16 protein-coding genes are annotated in these 18,009 nt (G+C 67.0%); 9 read left to right on the top strand and 7 right to left on the bottom strand.

Annotated elements, in window-relative coordinates; all coding sequences use genetic code 11:
• Positions 1–6: 6 nt before the first annotated feature.
• A complete protein-coding gene (locus AB4Y42_RS37980) occupies positions 7–453 on the bottom strand; it encodes an SRPBCC family protein (RefSeq protein ID WP_133185444.1) in 447 nt (148 codons plus the stop codon).
• Positions 454–612: 159 nt separating this feature from the next.
• On the opposite strand from AB4Y42_RS37980, the gene AB4Y42_RS37975 reads away from it, so the two are divergent.
• Entirely contained in the window at positions 613–906 is a 294-nt protein-coding gene (locus AB4Y42_RS37975) for a hypothetical protein (protein ID WP_028201729.1), read from the top strand.
• A 273-nt stretch (positions 907–1,179) separates the two neighbouring features.
• On the opposite strand, the gene AB4Y42_RS37970 is transcribed toward AB4Y42_RS37975, so the two are convergent.
• Positions 1,180–1,488, bottom strand: coding sequence for a DUF4148 domain-containing protein (locus AB4Y42_RS37970; RefSeq protein WP_368697107.1), 309 nt, complete (start codon positions 1,486–1,488; stop codon positions 1,180–1,182).
• Between the two features lie 273 nt (positions 1,489–1,761).
• On the opposite strand from AB4Y42_RS37970, the gene AB4Y42_RS37965 reads away from it, so the two are divergent.
• From AB4Y42_RS37965 to AB4Y42_RS37940, 6 genes are all read left to right on the top strand, one after another.
• Entirely contained in the window at positions 1,762–2,016 is a 255-nt protein-coding gene (locus AB4Y42_RS37965; protein WP_324159952.1) for a DUF2282 domain-containing protein, read from the top strand.
• Between the two features lie 40 nt (positions 2,017–2,056).
• Positions 2,057–2,905: a DUF692 family multinuclear iron-containing protein gene (locus AB4Y42_RS37960; RefSeq protein ID WP_368697106.1), complete on the top strand. Its 849-nt coding sequence runs from the start codon at positions 2,057–2,059 to the stop codon at positions 2,903–2,905.
• Complete coding sequence (locus AB4Y42_RS37955) at positions 2,902–3,681, top strand: putative DNA-binding domain-containing protein (protein WP_368697105.1); 780 nt, start codon at positions 2,902–2,904, stop codon at positions 3,679–3,681. The genes AB4Y42_RS37960 and AB4Y42_RS37955 overlap by 4 nt, the downstream gene beginning before the upstream one ends.
• A 251-nt stretch (positions 3,682–3,932) precedes the next feature.
• Positions 3,933–5,456 (top strand): diguanylate cyclase, encoded by a 1,524-nt coding sequence (locus AB4Y42_RS37950; protein ID WP_368697104.1) that lies wholly within the window; start codon positions 3,933–3,935, stop codon positions 5,454–5,456.
• Positions 5,457–5,546: 90 nt separating this feature from the next.
• Positions 5,547–6,194, top strand: a complete 648-nt coding sequence (locus AB4Y42_RS37945; RefSeq protein WP_368697103.1) for a DUF2239 family protein — start codon at positions 5,547–5,549, stop codon at positions 6,192–6,194.
• Positions 6,195–6,564: 370 nt separating this feature from the next.
• Entirely contained in the window at positions 6,565–7,869 is a 1,305-nt protein-coding gene (locus tag AB4Y42_RS37940; RefSeq protein ID WP_368689386.1) for a solute carrier family 23 protein, read from the top strand.
• Positions 7,870–7,951: 82 nt separating this feature from the next.
• Here the strand turns inward: AB4Y42_RS37940 and AB4Y42_RS37935 are convergent, their stop codons facing one another.
• Positions 7,952–9,619 carry a Na+/H+ antiporter gene (locus AB4Y42_RS37935; RefSeq protein ID WP_368689385.1) on the bottom strand — a complete coding sequence of 556 codons (1,668 nt, stop codon included), beginning with the start codon at positions 9,617–9,619 and terminating at the stop codon, positions 7,952–7,954.
• 498 nt (positions 9,620–10,117) lie between these two features.
• Between AB4Y42_RS37935 and AB4Y42_RS37930 the strand changes: the two genes are divergently transcribed.
• Together AB4Y42_RS37930 and AB4Y42_RS37925 are read left to right on the top strand one after the other, a co-directional pair.
• Positions 10,118–11,383: an EAL domain-containing protein gene (locus AB4Y42_RS37930; RefSeq protein WP_368697102.1), complete on the top strand. Its 1,266-nt coding sequence runs from the start codon at positions 10,118–10,120 to the stop codon at positions 11,381–11,383.
• 48 nt (positions 11,384–11,431) lie between these two features.
• A complete protein-coding gene (locus tag AB4Y42_RS37925; RefSeq protein ID WP_368697101.1) occupies positions 11,432–12,133 on the top strand; it encodes a copper homeostasis protein CutC in 702 nt (233 codons plus the stop codon).
• A 61-nt stretch (positions 12,134–12,194) separates the two neighbouring features.
• On the opposite strand, the gene AB4Y42_RS37920 is transcribed toward AB4Y42_RS37925, so the two are convergent.
• From AB4Y42_RS37920 to AB4Y42_RS37905, 4 genes are all read right to left on the bottom strand, one after another.
• Positions 12,195–15,818 (bottom strand): indolepyruvate ferredoxin oxidoreductase family protein, encoded by a 3,624-nt coding sequence (locus tag AB4Y42_RS37920; protein WP_368697100.1) that lies wholly within the window; start codon positions 15,816–15,818, stop codon positions 12,195–12,197.
• Between the two features lie 258 nt (positions 15,819–16,076).
• Complete coding sequence (locus tag AB4Y42_RS37915) at positions 16,077–17,015, bottom strand: ion channel (protein WP_368697125.1); 939 nt, start codon at positions 17,013–17,015, stop codon at positions 16,077–16,079.
• 240 nt (positions 17,016–17,255) lie between these two features.
• A complete protein-coding gene (locus tag AB4Y42_RS37910; RefSeq protein ID WP_368689381.1) occupies positions 17,256–17,501 on the bottom strand; it encodes a hypothetical protein in 246 nt (81 codons plus the stop codon).
• 109 nt (positions 17,502–17,610) lie between these two features.
• Positions 17,611–17,832, bottom strand: a complete 222-nt coding sequence (locus AB4Y42_RS37905) for a hypothetical protein (protein ID WP_069265166.1) — start codon at positions 17,830–17,832, stop codon at positions 17,611–17,613.
• Positions 17,833–18,009 lie beyond the last annotated feature (177 nt).

Here is an 18,009-nt window from a genome sequence, read left to right as displayed (position 1 = left end):
TTTTCGTCACTGCTTGATCTCGGCCTCGACCAGCTTCGCGAGCAGCGCGAGCGACTCCTGCCAGCCCAGATAACACGCCTCGACCGGAATGATCTCCGGTATGCCTTCCTGCACGACGGTCATTTCCGCGCCGAAGAACACCGCGCGCAGTTCCACCGTCGTCTGCATGGTGCCGGGCAGGTGCTGGTCTTCGAACACACCGGTGTAGCGCAAACGCTCGTTCGGCACGAGTTCGAGATATTCGCCGCCGAACGAATGACCGTGGCCGGCCGTGAAATTCTTGAACGACATCCGGTAACGGCCGCCGACTTTCGCGTCGAGTTCATGCACCGTGCAGGTGAAGCCGTTGGGCGGCAGCCATTTCACGACTGCGCTCGCGTCGAGAAAGGCGCGGTAGATGCGCTCGGGCGGCGCGCGCAGCACACGATGCAGGCGGACGGTGTTCGATGCCATATCTCAGCTCCCAGAGTGGTGGATGCCCTGCAATAGTAGGCCACCCGCCCGGGACCCATCGCCTAAACTTCCCAATACCGAATCAATACCGAACACCTGGCCGCATACCCATCGGCCGGATAGCCCGCAGCCGCCAACCCGCGGCACCCGGAGGTCACCATGAGCGCTCAACCGCTTGCGATGCATCAGGTCGACTACGAAGGCTTCGAGATTCACGTCAGCGCCACGCCAGCCGACGAAGGCGCGAACCGCTACACCTACACGGCCTACGTTTGCCATCCCGGCGCGAATCCCGCGAAGCCGGGCCATACGGTCACCTATCACGCGGACGGCGACGAAACCTGGCGCAGCGAGCAGGACGCCACCGAAGAGGCGGTGCATGTGGGCCGCAGCATCATCGACGGCACACACCCCGATCTTTCCGTGCTCTCGCTCGTCACCCACGGCTTCTAGCCCAGCGGGCGCGCCGCCTTCGCGCGCCGCCCGTGCTAGAAAGCGGGCCGCATGCGTTGCGAGAGGGAAGGAGGAAAAAGGCCCGGACCGCAGTCCGGGCAAAGCCACCGGATTTCCGGCGGCGGAGGTTTTCGTGGGCGTGCCGCTTATTTCCACCGCGCGCATTGCACGCGCGGCGCAGAAATGAACGGCGGGCCCGCTGTCTCCCAATCGGGAGAGCGGGCCCGCCTGGCGTTGCTCGCGTAGTGCGCCGGCACTACGTGTGAGCCGCGATTACTGGCCGAAGTAGGTCGGCTTGATGTTCGGAGCGCGGGTGCCGGTTTGGGCGCTGCCGTTCGTCGATGCGCCGTAGGCCGTGGCTTCTGCTGCGCCGTTCTGCTGGGCGACGCGCGCCTGGGCGGCCTGCAGGTCTGCCGGATAGTACGGGCTCGACAGGTTCGGGCGGTAGCCGGCCTTTTCCAGCTGGACCAGTTCGGCGCGAACTTGGGCGCGCGTCACGGGCGCTTGCTCGGCTTGTGCGAAAGACAGGGCCGGAGCGGCGAGGACGGTAGCAGCGAGTGCAGCAGCGATCAGATTCTTCATGGTAACAACCTCCGAAAATTATGTTGTCGATCCGTAACAATCTCGTTGTTCGAACCGTTGATGACACTTTATTGCAGTGCACTTCAAAGAAAAATACCGCAATCCAGCAAACATCATTACTGCGATTGCAATAATTGCGTCGATCTTTGGCGCTTCGACCGGGCCGAACGCAGTCCGGTGAGGCAAAATAGGGCACCCAGGGCCGCGCGGTGCGACGCTGCGTAGCCGGTTCGCTTGCCGCGAAACCCATTTCGACGTTCAAGGAGAAACGCCATGAAGAACACTCTCGGCCGCCAGGCGCTGATCGCCGCCGCGCTGGCGGGTCTTGCGACGGCCGGCGCGGGCGTGGCCCACGCGGACGACACCGTGAATTGCTACGGCGTCGCCAAGGCCGGCCAGAACGATTGCTCGAGCAAGACCGGCGTGCACGACTGCGCGGGCCAGGCCAAGGTCGATCACGACAAGGGCGACTTCAAGACCATGCCGAAGGGCACGTGCGAGAAGCTTGGCGGCACGCCGGAACAATGAGCTTTACGGCTGAGGCGGCGCGCAGCTCGGGGCGCGCAGGATGAGCGCGCCAGGCGCACTCGGTGGCGTAGGTATCGGCCTGCGTCACGCGCACTACGAGGCCTTCATGGCAGGGCCGCCCGCGGTCGACTGGATCGAAGTCCACAGCGAAAACTACTTTGGCGAAGGCGGCTACGACCTGCACGTGCTCGAAACCGTGCGCCGCGATTTGCCGGTGAGCCTGCACGGCGTGGGGCTCGGGCTCGGCTCGGCTGCGCCGCTCGATACGGCGCATCTCGCGAGGCTCGCGCGGCTCGTGGCGCGCATCGATCCCGCCGTGGTTTCCGAGCATCTATGCTGGGGCGCGAGCGCGCAAGGCGCGCTGCACGATCTGCTGCCGATGCCCCTCACGCAAGCCTCGCTCGATCACCTGAGTGCACGCGTCTCGCAGATGCAGGACGCGCTGCACCGTACCGTGCTGATCGAAAATGTTTCGACCTACGTACGATTTCGCGGCGATACCTGGAGCGAGGCGGAATTCCTCGCCGCGCTCGCGCAGCGCACGGGCTGCGGCGTGCTGCTCGACGTGAACAATCTTTACGTGAATCAATGCAACCACGGTGAGGATGCAACGGCGGCCATGGCCGCCCTGCCGCCGCAGATCGTCGGCGAGATTCATCTCGCGGGGCATCGCGCGACGCCCGCCGCCGTGATCGACGATCACAGTTCGCGCGTCGCGCCGGCGGTCTGGTCGCTGTACGAGGCCGCGCTCGAGCGTTTTGGCGCGACGCCCACACTCATCGAGTGGGACACGGCGGTGCCGGCGCTCGAGGTGTTGCTCGACGAGGCGCGTCTCGCGCGCGAACGCTTCGTGAAGCACGCGCGCAATGCAACGGAACTGCGCTCATGACTGCGCGCAACGCGCTGGAAGCGACGCAACGAGCCTTCGCCGCCGCACTGGACGATCCCGCCGCCGATGCGGCACTCACCGGCGAGCTGCTTCCCGCCGATGCCGCGCTGCTGCACGAACGCATGGGCCTGTATCGCGGCAACGGGCGCGCGGCGCGTCGGCTTGCGCTCGCGAACGCGTATCCGGTGCTCGCGGCGCTGACCGGCGAGGCCTGGTTCGATGCGCTCGCGCTAGCCTACGCACGCGCGCATCCTTCGCGCGATGCCGATCTGAACCGCTTCGGCGCCCAGCTGCCCGAATTCGTCGAGCGCTACGAGACCGACGTACGTTATGCGTATTTCGGCGATGTCGCGCGGCTCGAATGGGCGCTGTACGCCGCCAGTTACGCAGCGAACGCCACGCCACTTAGCGCGCAGCAATGGCAAGCGCTCGGCGCGGAGCGTCTGGCGCAGGCGCGTCTCGCGGTGCATCCCGCCTGCGCTGCGCTCGCGTTACGCTTCGATGCCGTGGCGATCTGGCGGGCGCATCAGCCGGGCGGCGTCTGGCCTGAGCGTGTGGATGTGCCGTCGTGGGCGCTCGTGGTCCGGCCGCAGTGGCGGCCAACGCCGCTCGTGCACACGCATGCCGCCCACGCGGCCTTTGTGGCGCTGCGCGACGGCGCCACGCTCGACGACGCGCTTGCACAAGCCTTCGACATCGACCCGGCTTTCGACTTCGGCGGCCAGTGGCGAGCGTGGATCGAGGCGCGCGCCATCGTCGGCGTGCGCGACGACTGACCCTGCAGCATGACAAGCGCACACGTAGTCGCTCGATAAAACAGAGGAATCCAAACTAACCCGGCGCGCACCACTCGAAACACACTTTAATCAGGAGAATAGGGCGAAAAATCGAGCCGCGCCCCAAACGTCCCCCTCGACCGGACTTGCCCGCATAGCCACGCCTCACGCGCCATGCGAGGATGAATGCATACGCACAGCGAGCGCCCGGCAACGGGCGCCGCTGCAAGGCCAGCCCCCGAAGGCCCGAGATGATGATCCGCCGACCGAACGCCGTGCTTGCCATCGGCATCGCGCTGGCCGCAGTGCTCACGCTGATCGCCGCGTGGGTCATGGCGCAGATGCGGCACGACGCGCTCGCGAGCGCCCGCGCTGCCGCCTCCAATATGGCGCTGCTTTTCGAGCGCGACACGGCGCGCAATTTCGACGTCTACGACCTTTCGCTGCAGGCCGTCATCGACGCCATCGACGATCCGCGGCTCGCCGCGCTGCCCCCCGACATCCGCCAGAACCTGCTGTTCGACCGCTCGGCCACGGCGAAGAATCTCGGCGCGATCTTTGTCACCAACGCGGCGGGCGACGTGGTGTTCGATTCGCGCTCGGTGCCGCCGCGCGCGCTCAATGTGGCCGACCGCGACTATTTCATCGCGCAGCGCGACTCGCCGCACGTGGGCCTTTTTCTGAGCCACCCGTTCGTTCCACGCGACGGGCCGGCCAACGCGACCATCGGCATGAGCCGCCGTCTCTCAAACCCCGACGGCTCGTTCGCGGGCGTGGTGGTGGGCACGATGCGGCTCGATTATTTCCGGCAACTCTTCAGCGGCGTGGACATCGGCACGAACGGCACGCTGGCGCTCACGCTCGCCGACGGCACGCTGCTCATGCGCCGCCCGTACGACCCGGCGCTGATCGGCAAGAGCGTTGCTGAATCCGTGTTGTTCCAGCGCTTCCAGCGCTTCCAGCGCTCGCAGGCGAGCGGCTTCTTCTCGCTCGGGCCGGTCGACCGCGTGCGGCGCTGGTTCGCGCTGCGGCGCGTGGACGGCTATCCGCTCGTGTTCAGCGTCGCCGTCGCGGCGGACGACATCTACCGCGAATGGCGCGTGCGCGCCTGGATCATCGGCACGCTCACGGCGGTGCTCGACATCTCGCTGATCGCGCTAGCGTTGATGTTCACGCGCCAGTTGCGCCAGCGCGGCGCGGTGGAGGCGGAGCTGCGCGTGCAGGCGGGCACCGACGCGCTCACCTCGCTCGCGAACCGGCGCGCCTTCGAAACCCGCGCGGACCACGAATGGGCGCGCGCACGCCGCTCGGGCAGCCCGCTCGCGCTCGCGCTGCTCGACGTGGACCGCTTCAAGCTCTACAACGACCGCTACGGCCACCTCGCGGGCGACGGCACGCTCGCGGCCGTCGCGCACGCGCTCGGCGCACACGCACGCCGCGCGGCGGACTGCGCGGCGCGCTACGGCGGTGAGGAATTCGTGCTGCTGCTGCCCGACACGGGCGAGGCCCAGGCACTCGCGCTGGCCGAGAAGGTGCGCGCCGCGATCGAGGCGCTGGCGCTGCCGCACGCCGACAGCCCGAACGGTGTGCTCACGGTAAGCGTGGGCGTGGCCTGCACGACCCAAAGCGCGTTTGCCGACTGGCGCGCGCTGACCGACGCCGCCGACGCGGCGCTCTACACGGCCAAGCGCTCGGGCCGCAATCGCGTGGCGGCATGGCTGCCCGCCACGACCGACGACACGCGCGGCGCGGACGTCGAAGGCCGCTCTGGCTGACCGTGATCAAATTTTACCCGGATGATATTGCACAATAAAATTTACCCGGGTAATATTCGCCCATCACTGGATACCAGGACGGAGAACACCATGGTGGTGGCGAACGGCTGTACGGCATTTGCGGGCACGCGCCTGATCGCGCGCGGCGCGCCGCTTCTGGTGGCGCTGGCGGTCAAGGCGGAACTCGAGCGCGAAGGGAACGAAAACGCGAACGAAAACGGGAACGAAAGCGGCGCAACGGTGCTGGTCTTCGACGACCGCGACGCGCGCCCGGTCGAGTTCGATCTGCGCGGTTCGGCAAAGGACATCGAGGCGCGCATCGCCGCGGAGGCCAGTCGCGAGCAAAGCTCAGCCGCGCCGGACGTCATCGACGAAGCCGCCCCGGAGGACGCCCCGCGCGGCCGCGGCCGCCCGAAGCTCGGCGTGGTGGCGCGCGAGGTGACGCTGTTGCCGCGCCACTGGGACTGGCTCGGCGCGCAGCCCGGCGGCGCGTCGGTGGTGCTGCGCCGGCTCGTGGACGCCGCGCGCCACGCGAGCGAGGCACGCGAACGCGTGCGCACGGCCCAGGAAGCCGCGCACCGCTTCATGACTGCGCTGGCCGGCAATCTGCCTGATTACGAGGAGGCGTTGCGCGCGCTGTACGCGGGCGAGCGTAGCCGCTTCGAAGCGGCGAATGCGCGCTGGCCGGAAGACGTGCGCGACTATGCGCGGGAACTGGCGCGAGCCGCATTCGCCTGAACGCGTGAAAGGCTCAAATTGCGCGGGCAAAAAAAACCGCTCCAGCGGGAAGCAGGAGCGGGGAAGTCGGAGAGTTACAACTTGCCAACTCTGCATGAACTCTCATGGGGGTCACGCAGCAAGGCCAGTCTAGATCCAGCATCCCGCCCTCAATATAGGAGGAGTCTGAAACTCCATTCAGTGTCGACTTCCTGACTCACGTCGACGGCTGCCGCGAATGTTTCGGACGCCCGACATCCGGCTTGCCACGAGGTTTGCGGCTCCGTACACTCCCGCCTGACCTGCATCAAGGGCGGCCGTTGCATCGATGCGTGCGCGCCAACAATCAAAACCACAACCAGATCGCCAATCACGCCGACAAGAGGAACCCATGTCCGACTCCTATTTCCCCCGCTGGCGCGCGCAGACGGGTGACACCCGCGGCGTCGTGGCCCCCGACGAGCGCCTGCCCTGGCCGCAGATGTTCGCCATGGGCGTGCAGCACGTCGTCGCCATGTTCGGCTCGACCGTGCTCGCGCCGCTGCTCATGGGCTTCGACCCGAACCTGTGCATTTTCATGTCGGGTGTCGGCACGCTGCTGTTCTTCGTGGTGGTGGGCGGGCGCGTGCCGAGCTATCTCGGTTCGAGCTTCGCGTTCATCGGTCTCGTGATCGCCGTGACGGGCTACGGCGGGCAGGGCCCCAATCCCAACATTCCGGTCGCGCTCGGCGGCATCATCGCGTGCGGCGTGGCCTATACGTTGATCGGCCTGCTCGTCTCGGCCGTCGGCACCAGGTGGATCGAAACGCTCATGCCGCCGGTGGTGACCGGCTCGATCGTCTGCGTGATCGGGCTGAATCTCGCGCCCATCGCGGTGAAGGGCGTGAGCGGCTCGATCTTCGACTCGTGGATGGCCATCGTCACCGTGCTCTGCGTCGGCGGCGTGGCTGTGTTCACGCGCGGCATGCTGCAGCGTTTGCTGATTCTCGTCGGCCTGTTGATCGCCTATGTGATCTACGCGATCGTCACGAACGGCATGGGCCTCGGCAAGCCGATCGACTTCTCGATCGTCGCGAACGCCGCCTGGTTCGGCATGCCGAAGTTCACCGCGCCGGTGTTCGACCCGCACGCCATGACGCTGCTCGTGCCGATCGCCGTGATTCTGGTGGCGGAGAACCTCGGCCACATCAAGGCCGTTTCCGCGATGACGGGTTACAACCTCGACCGCTATGTGGGCCGCGCGTTCATCGGCGACGGCCTCGCCACGATCGTCTCGGGTTTCGCGGGCGGCACGGGTGTCACGACCTACGCGGAAAACATCGGCGTGATGGCCGTGACGAAGATCTACTCGACGCTCGTGTTCGTGATCGCCGCGCTCATCGCGCTCGTGCTCGGCTTCTCGCCGAAGTTCGGCGCGGTCATTCAGACGATTCCGGGCCCGGTGCTGGGCGGCGTCTCGATCGTCGTGTTCGGTCTGATCGCCGTGACGGGCGCGCGTATCTGGGTCGTCAACAAGGTGGACTTCTCGGACAATCGCAATCTCATCGTCGCCGCGGTCACGCTCGTGCTCGGCGCGGGCGACTTCTCCCTCAAGCTCGGCGGCTTCGGGCTGGGCGGCATCGGCACCGCCACGTTCGGCGCGATCATTCTCTACGCGCTGCTGCGCCGCAAACCGGCGCAGGAAGCGGCGGTTTAAGCCCCTCACCGTTGCACGCGGCGCCGGTCCTCGGCGCCGCGTTTTTCCCTCTCTCTCGTTCCCCCCAACTGCGCCTAAGTGCTCAGTTGCGATTGCGCCCGCGCGTCGTCATCGCGGTTTCCGACAGATCGACTTCGCGCATCAGCTTCGCCAGCGTTTCGTCGTTGATCTGCATCTGGTTGCGCAGCTTGAGCAGCGTCGCGCGTTCGGCGCGCATGCCGGCGAGGCGCATTTCCATTTCCAGCGCGTCCGAGCGGCGCGCGTTCGCGCTGCGGTCGCGGTCGGCGTCGAGCGAGGCGAGGCGGCGGCGGTAGGCGTCCATTACGCGCGCGGTCGTGTCGGCGGCGTAGGCGGCCTGGGATTCGTCGAGATCCTCGCTGACCTTTTCGTGCACCGCGTCCACGGCGCGGATGCCCGCTTGCGCCGCCTGGATGCGCGCCGCGCGCTCCTCGGCCGCGTGCGGTCCCTGCGCGCCGCGCCGCACACCGCGCAGCAGGAGCGGCAGGCCCACGATCGCCACCAGCAGCGAGGCGAGGATCACGCCCGTCGCGATGAAAATGGCGCTGTCGCGCCCGGGCAGCGGGCTGCCGTTGGCGAGCGCCACGGGCAGCGAAAGCACGCCCGCGAGCGTCACCGCGCCGCGCACGCCCGCCACCGTGGTGATCGCCACGGTGCGCAGGCCCGGCACCGCGTTCGCCACGCCGTGACGCGCGGCGCCGCGGCTCGCCACCCAGCGCAGCAGCCAGACCCAGCCGAAGCGCATGGCGTAGAGCGCCGCGAGCACGGCGGCGATATAGCCGATCAGGCGCAGCATCTGCACGTTGCTCGTGTGGTGCGCGTCGAGCAACGCCTTGCCGAGGATCCCAGGGAACTGCAGGCCGAGCAGCGTGAACACCATGCCGTTGAAGACGAACTCGATCATCGACCAGGTGCTCGTGGCGCGCACGCGTGTCGACACCGGTCCTTTGTGCGCGACGCTCGTGAAGTTCATCGTCATGCCGGCGGATACGGCCGCGAGCACGCCCGACACCTCGAGATGCTCGGCGAACAGATACGCCGCGAACGGAATCAGCAAGGTGAGCACGACGCCGGGAGCGGGGTCGCCCTCTTCGGTCATGTTGAGAAAGCGCGCCGACACGAAGCTGAAGAGCCAGCCGATCGCCGCCCCCAGCGCCAGACCGCCCGCCGCGATCACGACGAAGCTGAGCGCCGCCGAGCGCAGCGAAAAGTAGCCGGTGAGCGCGGCCGCGACGGCGAACTTGAGCGCGACGAGGCCCGAGGCGTCGTTCATCAGCGCTTCGCCTTCGAGGATGTGCATCAGCTGCGCGGGAATGCGGTCCTTGCCGGCGATGCCCGCGAGCGCGACGGCGTCGGTCGGCGAGAGCACGGCGGCGAGCGCGAACGCCACGGGCAGCGAGATCTGCGGCACGAGCCAGTGCACGAAATAGCCCACGGCGACGACCGTCAGCAGCACGAGGCCGAGCGCGAGCATGAGGATCGCGCGGCGCTGCATGAAGAACTCGCGTTTGGGCATGCGCCAGCCGTCCGCGAACAGCAGTGGCGGAATGAACAGCGCCATGAAGATGTCGGGATCGAACGTGACGTGCGGGTTCACGAGCGGGAACGTGAGCAGCGCGCCGATGGCGATCTGCACGAGCGGCAGCGGCAGCTTGAGGGGCACGGTGCGCGCGATGATGCCGGACACGGCGACAGCGAGCAGCAGAATGAGAACGGTGAAGAGAATGTCCATCGAAAAACGTAGCGGGGGCCAAACGGGACCAGGCGGGGAAGCGTTGAAGAGGGGGCGGACACCTCTTTTCACGCGCGGTGCGGCACTGCGTTCTGGCGCGCATTAGAGAAGGGCGCGCCGGTCGAGGGACAGTGTAGCCTGACGCGTCTGTAAGCCGCCGCGAAGCGCGCAGGGCGAATGCGCGGCGAGCCCGATATATGCCGAAAACGCGGCAATTTGTCCGCCATGTGTGCGCCACCACGGAAGCAAAGGCGCGTGGAAAGGCGCACGATATCGGTGCGCCGTGCGATGTCTCGCGCGGTGCACGGCGTGCCCCTTCGCGGCGCACGCGATGGGCGCGAACGCATTTGCCGATGCGTGCCAGATCGCAGTGCGAGCGAGCACGGACCTTGCTTGATCCCTCCTCTGACGCAACGAAAATCAGGCTACGGAGGACAAGCGCGGGCCGTGCAGAGGCTGTGCGGACTGCAGCGTCCTTCCTACGCGCTAGAGGATGGCATGATCACAGAGCAACAGGACAAAACAGCCGTGGCCCCTCACGGCTTCGATCTCAGCGTCACTTCGGGGCTGCAGCGCTACAGCGCACACCACGGCGACCTCACGCTCACGAGCGTGTTCCAGCCGGTGTTCAGCCTCTCGCACATGCGTGCGGTGGGCTACGAAGGGCTGCTGCGCGCGCACGACCCGCTCGACCGCCCGGTTTCGCCGCTCGACGTATTCGGCGACGCCGCGCGCGTGGGCGAAGCGCTGCTGGTGGACCGGCTCGCCCAGGGGCTGCACCTGGAGAACTTCGCGCTGCTCGGCGCGGAGCGCGAGTGGCTCTTTCTCAACGTGCATCCGGGCACGCTGATCGAGCCGTATCACTCGGCGGCGCTGCTCGCGAACCTGCGGCGGCTGAACATCGCGCCGCGGCGCGTCGTGCTCGAGGTGCTGGAGGACGACGCGACCGATCTCGACGCCCTCGCGCAGGCCGTGGCGACGTTTCGCGAGCGCGGCTTCCTCGTGGCGCTCGACGACTTCGGCGCGGGCAACGTCGATATCGGCCGCGTGTGGCAGCTCAATCCCGACATCGTGAAGCTCGACCGCATCATGCTCATGCACGCGCAGCATCGCGCCGACATGGCCGCGACGCTGCCGGCGCTCGTGGCGCTGCTGCACGATGCGGGCAAGCTCGTGCTGATCGAAGGCGTGGAGACGGAACACGAGGCGCAGCTCGCGCTCGCATGCAACGCGGACTTCGTGCAGGGCTTCTTCTTCGCGCGGCCCGCGCCCGGACTCGCCGACGCCGCCCAGGCGCAAGGCGTGATCGCCGAGGCGACCGAGCGCTTTCGTCAGCAGACCGAAACGCGCGAGCGCGGCGAGACGAATCGCCTCGTGCCCTATCTGCGTGCGTTCGAGCGCGCGGCCGAACGGCTTTCGGCCGGCGAATCGATGGAGGAGGTGTGCTGGAACTTCCTCGCGCTCGATCATGCGGCGCGCTGCTATCTGCTCGATTCGAACGGCCGGCAGGCGGGCCGCAACGTGGTGCTGCGCGTCGACCGCGCGGAGCGCGACGCGCGCTTTTTGCCGCTCGAGGACGCGCAAGGCGCGAGCTGGCTGCGCAGGCCGTACTTCCGCACGGCGCTCGTCACGCCGGGGCGCGTGCACGTGACCGGGCCGTATCTGTCGATCAACGAGGCCCTGCCGTGCCTGACGCTTTCGATGGCGGTGCAGGTGGGCGAGCGCCTGTGCGTGCTGTGCGGCGACATCGACTGGTTCGAGTAGGCGTGCATCTGCGATCATGTCGTGTTCTTCACGACATGGCGCGCCAACATGCAACACGAACGGGTCCTGCTGGAAGTCATCGCGACGACGGTCGCCGATGCGCAAGCCGCCGAACGCGGCGGCGCGGATCGTCTGGAACTCGTCACCGCAATGGGCGAGGGCGGCCTCACGCCGAGCATCGGCATGATCGAAGCCGTGGTCGCGGCGGTGGCGATTCCCGTGAACGTGATCGTGCGGCCGCACAGCCGCTCATTCATTTACGATGCGAGCGATTACGCGGTGATGCTGCGCGACGTGCGCGCGGCAAAGCTCGCGGGCGTGCATGCGGCCGTGATCGGCATGCTCACGCCTTCGCATGAAGTGGATCGCGAAGGACTGCAGCGCGCGATCGCGGCCGCAGACGGCATGCCGCTCACGTTTCATCGCGCGTTCGACGAAGCGCGCGATCTGCACGAAGCGTTCGACGTGCTGCTCGGTTTCGACGCCGTGACGAACGTCCTTACCTCGGGCGGCAAACCTTCGGTGCTCGACGCGCAGATGCAAATCGAAATGCTCGTGCAGCGTGCGGCCCAGATGCATTGCACGGTGCTGGCGGGCGCCGGACTGACGCTCGACCGCGTGGCGCCATTCGTGAGCGCGACGCGGGTCCGTGCGGTTCACTTCGGCTCGGGCGTGCGCATCGACGGTAAGTCACTCGCTCCCGTCGACGAAAACAGGGTGCGTCGCGTGCGGAACCTGCTCGACGCCTGACCCATAAAAAAGCGCGCGCCATTCAGATGAACGGCGCGCGCTTGCCAGCTTCATTTCGCCTTTACTTCGCCACGACCACCGGAATGCCGCGCAACGCGCCCGCGCCCTTGAACGACGCGAGGGCTTCCTGGACCGCCGCGCTCGTCTTCACGTCGATGGCAAGGCGCGCCGCCAGTTCACGCTCGCTGCGCTTCACTGCCGCGAGATTCGCCAGCTTCACGTGCCCATAGCCGCGCACACGTTGATGCAGATTCGCGAGCTTGGCGATGTCGTCGGCGTTTTCGGCGGTGAGGCTCGCGAAGGCACCGCGCAGCGTCGCCTCGTAGTCGCCGGCGAGGGCGCGCTCCATGCGGCGCTCCAGTGTCTTGCCGAACGGATCGAGCCACGTGCCGCGCACGCTGCGGCCCTTCTTGAGCAGCCCGAACGCACTCCACATCCACTGGCCGAACTGCATCTTGCGCGGAGGCTGGCCGTTCTTTTCACGCGCGATGAGCGGCGGCGCGAGGTTGAATTTCACGGTGAAGTCGCTGCCCGCCGTGCCCTCGAACTGCGCTTCGAGCGCCGCGCGGAACGCCGGATCGGCATGCAGGCGCGCGACTTCGTATTCGTCCTTCACGGCGAGCAGCCGATAGAACGTGGTCGCGACGGCGCGCGCGAGCGTTTTCTCCGCACTCTTGTCCGCGCTGCGCGCGGTATCGACCAGCGCCCGATAACGCTTCACGTAGCTCGCGCCGCCATAAGCGAGCAAGCGCACTTCGCGGTCGGCGATCAGTTCGTCGAGCGTTTGCGTGAGCTTGCGCGCCGTGGCCTTCGCGGCCGCCGCACGTTGCGTGTCGAGCGCTTCGAGCGCAGCGGGATCGGCGGCGGCCATACGGCCGATGGAGAGCGCGAACAGGTTCGCCTTCACCGCCACGTTGTTCAGTTCGATGGCGCGCGTGAGCGCCGCGAGCGAAACCGGCACGAGGCCGAGCTGCCACGCGAAGCCGAGCATCACGATGTTCGCGCCGATCGTGTCGCCGAGATAACGCTGCGCGAGCGCCTGGGCGTCGCAGGCCGAGAGCGGATCTTGCGCTGATGTTGCACCATTCGTCGCCGCGTGCCGCATCTTCGCGAGCAGCGCATCGGCGTGCAGGTTCGCTTCGGGGTTCTGCACGAACGACGCGTTCGGAATCTCATGCGTGTTCACGACGATGCGCGTGCGGTCGTGCCGCACGGTTTGCAGCGCATCGGCGCTCGCGCCCACCACCATGTCGCAGGCGAGCAGCAGGTCGGCCTGCTGGGTGTCGATGCGCACCTGGTTGAGCAGCGCGTCGGTGGCCGCGAAGCGCACGAACGAGAGCACCGAGCCGCCCTTCTGCGCGAAGCCCATGAAGTCGAGCACCGAAGCGCTCTTGCCCTCCAGATGCGCGGCCATGCTGATGAGCGCGCCCACGGTCACGACGCCGGTACCGCCCACGCCCGTCACGAGGATGTCGTAGGGCGCGTTGTCGAGATGCGTGGCCGGCATGGGCAGCGCATTCACGCGCGCGGTGAGCGCCTGGGGATCGAACGCGGCGCCCGCGGCCTTCTTGAGCTTGCCGCCCTCGACGGTCACGAAGCTCGGGCAGAAGCCGTTCACGCACGAATAGTCCTTGTTGCACGACGACTGGTCGATGCGGCGCTTGCGGCCCAGCTCCGTTTCCACGGGTTCGACCGAAAGACAGTTCGACTGCACGCCGCAATCGCCGCAGCCTTCGCACACTTCCTCGTTGATGAAGAGGCGCTTGTCCGGGTCGGGGAATTCGCCCTTTTTGCGGCGGCGGCGTTTTTCGGCGGCGCAGGTCTGGTCGTAGATCAGCACGGTCACGCCCGGCGTTTCGCGCAGTTCGCGCTGGACCGTATCGAGTTCGCTGCGGTGATGGAACGTCGTACCCTTCGGGAACAGGCCGTGATGGCCGTCGTACTTCTCGGGCTCATCGCTCACCACCACGAAGCGCGAGACGCCTTCGGCTTCCACCTGGCGTGCGATCTGCGGCACGGAAATGCTGCCGTCCACGGGCTGACCGCCCGTCATCGCCACGGCGTCGTTGTAGAGGATCTTGTAGGTGATGTTGGTCTTCGTGGCCACCGCCTGGCGAATCGCAAGGATGCCTGAGTGAAAATAGGTGCCGTCGCCGAGATTCTGGAACACGTGCGGCATCTTCGTGAACATCGAGTGCGCGGCCCAGTCCACGCCTTCGCCGCCCATCTGGATCAGGCCTGTGGTGTCGCGCTCCATCCACGAAGCCATGAAATGGCAGCCAATGCCGGCCTGCGCGATCGAGCCTTCGGGTACCTTCGTCGACGTATTGTGCGGGCAGCCCGAGCAGAAGTAGGGCGTGCGGCGCACGGCGTCGGCGGCGTTCGAGAGGATTTGCGGCGCGACGAGATCGACCACGCGCTCGCGGCGGTCGAGCGCGGGCCGGTGCTTCGCGAGCCACGCGGCGAACACGGGCAGGATGCGCGAGGGGCGCAGCTCGCCAAGCTCCGAGAGCAGCAGCGTGCCGTCCTCGGCGTGCTTGCCGATCACAGTGGGGCGCGCGCCTTCCTTGCGGTTGTAGAGGTAGTCCTTGATCTGCTGCTCGATCACCGGCCCCTTCTCTTCGATCACGAGCACGTCGGTGAGGCCCGCGACGAACGCGTCGATACGCGACATCTCCAGCGGGAACGACAGGCCCACCTTGTAGATGCGCACGCCCGCGCGATCGAGATCGTCGACGGTGAGATCGAGACGGCGCAGCGTTTCCATCAGGTCCAGGTGCGCCTTGCCGCAGGTGACGATGCCCACGTTCGCGTGCGGGCTCGGCGCGATCCACTTGTCGATGCTGTTCATGCGCGCGAAGTGGCGCACGGCGTCGAGCTTGGCGGCGAGGCGCTGCTCGATGGCGAGACTCGGCAGATCGGGCCAGCGGTTGTGCAGGCCGCCTGGCGGCGGCGTAAAACCTTCCGGCGCTTGCCAGTCGGTTTTGATGGCATCGAGATCGACGGTCGAGCCGGACTCCACTGTTTCCGAAATCGCCTTGTAGCCCACCCACGCGCCCGAGTAGCGCGAGAGCGCCCAGCCATACAGGCCGAATTCGAGCATGTCCGCTATGTTCGACGGATTCACGACCGGCATGTGCCACGCCATCAGCGCGAAGTCGCTCTGATGCGGCATGGACGACGACACGCAGCCGTGGTCGTCGCCGGCCACCACGAGCACGCCGCCGTGCGGCGACGAGCCGTAGGCGTTGCCGTGCTTGAGCGCGTCGCCGGCGCGATCGACGCCCGGGCCCTTGCCGTACCACATCGCGAACACACCTTCGACGGTGCGCTCGGAGTCCGCTTCCACGCGCTGTGTGCCGAGCACGGCGGTGCCGCCCAGCTCCTCGTTGATGGCGGGCAAGAAGCGCACGTCGGCGGCTTCGAGCAGTTTCTTCGCCTTCCACGCCTGCTGATCGACCATGCCGAGCGGCGAGCCGCGATAGCCGCTGATGAAGCCCGCGGTGTTCAGGCCGTGCGCGCGGTCGAGCGCGCGCTGCATGAGCGCGAGGCGGATCAGCGCCTGGGTGCCGGTCAGGAAGATGCGGCCGCGCGTGGCGGTGAGGTTGTCGGTGAGCTTGTAATCAGCGAGGGGCGGCGTATCAAGCGGCGAGGACGTGTCGCCGAACGCGGGGCGCGCGGTCATTGGGGGAGTCTCCATTTGTCGAACGCAGTGAGCGCTTCAGCGCTGGCTGCGATCCCATGTATAGCTTTGCTGTCGTACGCCCTCCGAGGAGGGCGGCGCAAGAGACTCTATTTTTTCTCGCCAATGACGGAAATTTTTTGCTAACTCTCCGTCGCTGCCGCCTATTCGCGCGAGAGCCTGCCCGTGTCGGGCGATTTTGGAGAGAGATTTTCTCTGCCTCGACGCGATCCCGTCCGGATCGGCCTTCGGGACAATCCGTCAGATCGTCCGAGGCGCGTAGGGCTTCGCCCGATCGAAGGGCACGACATCGTGAAAATGCGTGTAGTCCATCGTGCTCACGCCATCCGCATCGCTCATCAGGTCGACGTAGCGGTAGTCCCAGCGGATCTGCCGGTCCGACCAGCTAAAGCGCGCCTGCATGGTCTGCGCGGTCGACTCGTCGGAGCCCTCGATCACGACATGCAGCGTGCCGTGCTGCTCGGCCAGCATCTCGGGTGTGACGCCGTAGAGCGGGCTCGACTCGTCGATCACGTGCATGAGATTCCAGCCCAGCGTGAAGAGCGGATGCTGGTCGCGCACGAGCTTGAGGTCGTGGATGCGCCGCGCGCGAAAGCCGTCCGACGAGGTTTCGATGCGGATGAGCCGCAGCTTCGCGCCCGCTTCGGCGATCACGTTCTGGCGGGCGTTGGCGGCGCGCGCCATCAGCGTCATGCGGCCTTCGATGGGGTGCACCACCACCTGGCTCGCGAACATGATCTTGGCGCGCGGGCGCGAGAAGCGCGCGAACACGAGGCCGGTCGCCAACGCGATACCCGACATGCCGACGAAGATTTCCAGCGTGGCGACGATATGCGCGTAGAGCGTTTGCGGATGCATGTCGCCGTAGCCAACGGTGGCGAGCGTTTCCACGCTGAAGAAGAACGCGCCGAGAAAGCCCTGCGGGTACTGGTTGGCGATGGGCGCGGCGCCGAGCTGGTAGAGGCACGCGAACACGCCGTTCATGAGCAGGAAGAGGGCCGCGAGCGACGCAAAAAAGGTGGGCCAGCGCATGGTGAGCGCCGTGTGATAGAAGTCGCCCCAGGACTGCGGCATGCCGTAGACGAGCACCTCGCGCGTGCCGATCATCAGCTTGCGCGGCGTGCCGCGTCTGGCTTTTTTCTTGGGCCCCGCGGGCGTTTCGGCCTTGCAGGCGTCCATATCAACGCCCGGCGAAGCCGCGGATGCCGCATCGGCTTGCTGGGCTGCTTCCTGATTGGCGAAGCGCTCCGGCGTCTCGGACGTCATGATGGTCCCTGCGGATCTGAAGTCAGGAGAAGAGCGTAGCAACGCCGCAGGGTCAGGACAAGCGGGCACGCGCCAACGCGCGCTGGCAGGGCGCAGGGCTGGCGCGACGAGAGCAGGAATGAGACCCGGCAGGAGCGGCGTCGTACGAAAGGCTTACGGAAACCCGTGCGGCTTCGGAATGCCCGCGCCGTGTTCGATATCGGCGATCGCCTGGCGGCGCGCGGCGTCCACGGCTTGCGTGGGCGCCTCGAAGCCCGCGTTGCCGCCGACCGTGACCCACGCCTGCACGGCCTTGTCGCGATGCGTGATCTGATACTCGGCGTCCCAGCGAGCGCCCTGCAGTTCGAGCGGATGCACGTGGATGGCGTAGACGCCGTATAGAAAGAGCTGTTCGGACATGGCTAACCTCTCCTGACGACCGCACGTCGTGCGGCCCCATGCAGAGCACCCCCGTCTCATGCAGCGCTGCCGGCAGTCCCTGAGCGGGCACCGGGCTCACCGCGGCGACTTACAGTTCGAGTTCGCCGAGAATGCGATGCGCCAGCGCCTTGGCTTCTTCGAGAGCTTCTTCCGGCGTGCCCGATGCGGCTTCGACTTCATACACCGCGTTTTCGAGTTCCTCGCCGTCGTCGCGCGCCAGGGAGACCAGGCCCTGGTACTGGCCGGCGTTCATGGGCCGCACTGTGGCGACGGCCGTGTAGATCCCCTTGGTGTAGCTGACGTCTTCCATAACGTGCTCCTCGCGGAAGGAAACTCCCCTCGACGGGTCACGTGGATGAAGGCGCGCAAGCGTCGCGCCCGACCCGCAACAAGAGGGAGATTCCATGCTAGCACGTTGCCCGCGCGGCTGCGGGACACGCATATGACGGCTGCGCGGCGCTTTCGTGTCAGTGCCGCGCGGTGTCCG

This window comes from Paraburkholderia sp. EG286B, from assembly GCF_040965655.1.
Taxonomy (GTDB): domain Bacteria; phylum Pseudomonadota; class Gammaproteobacteria; order Burkholderiales; family Burkholderiaceae; genus Paraburkholderia.
Note: the sequence above shows the minus strand (reverse complement) of the source record. Positions and strands in the feature narration are given on the sequence as shown.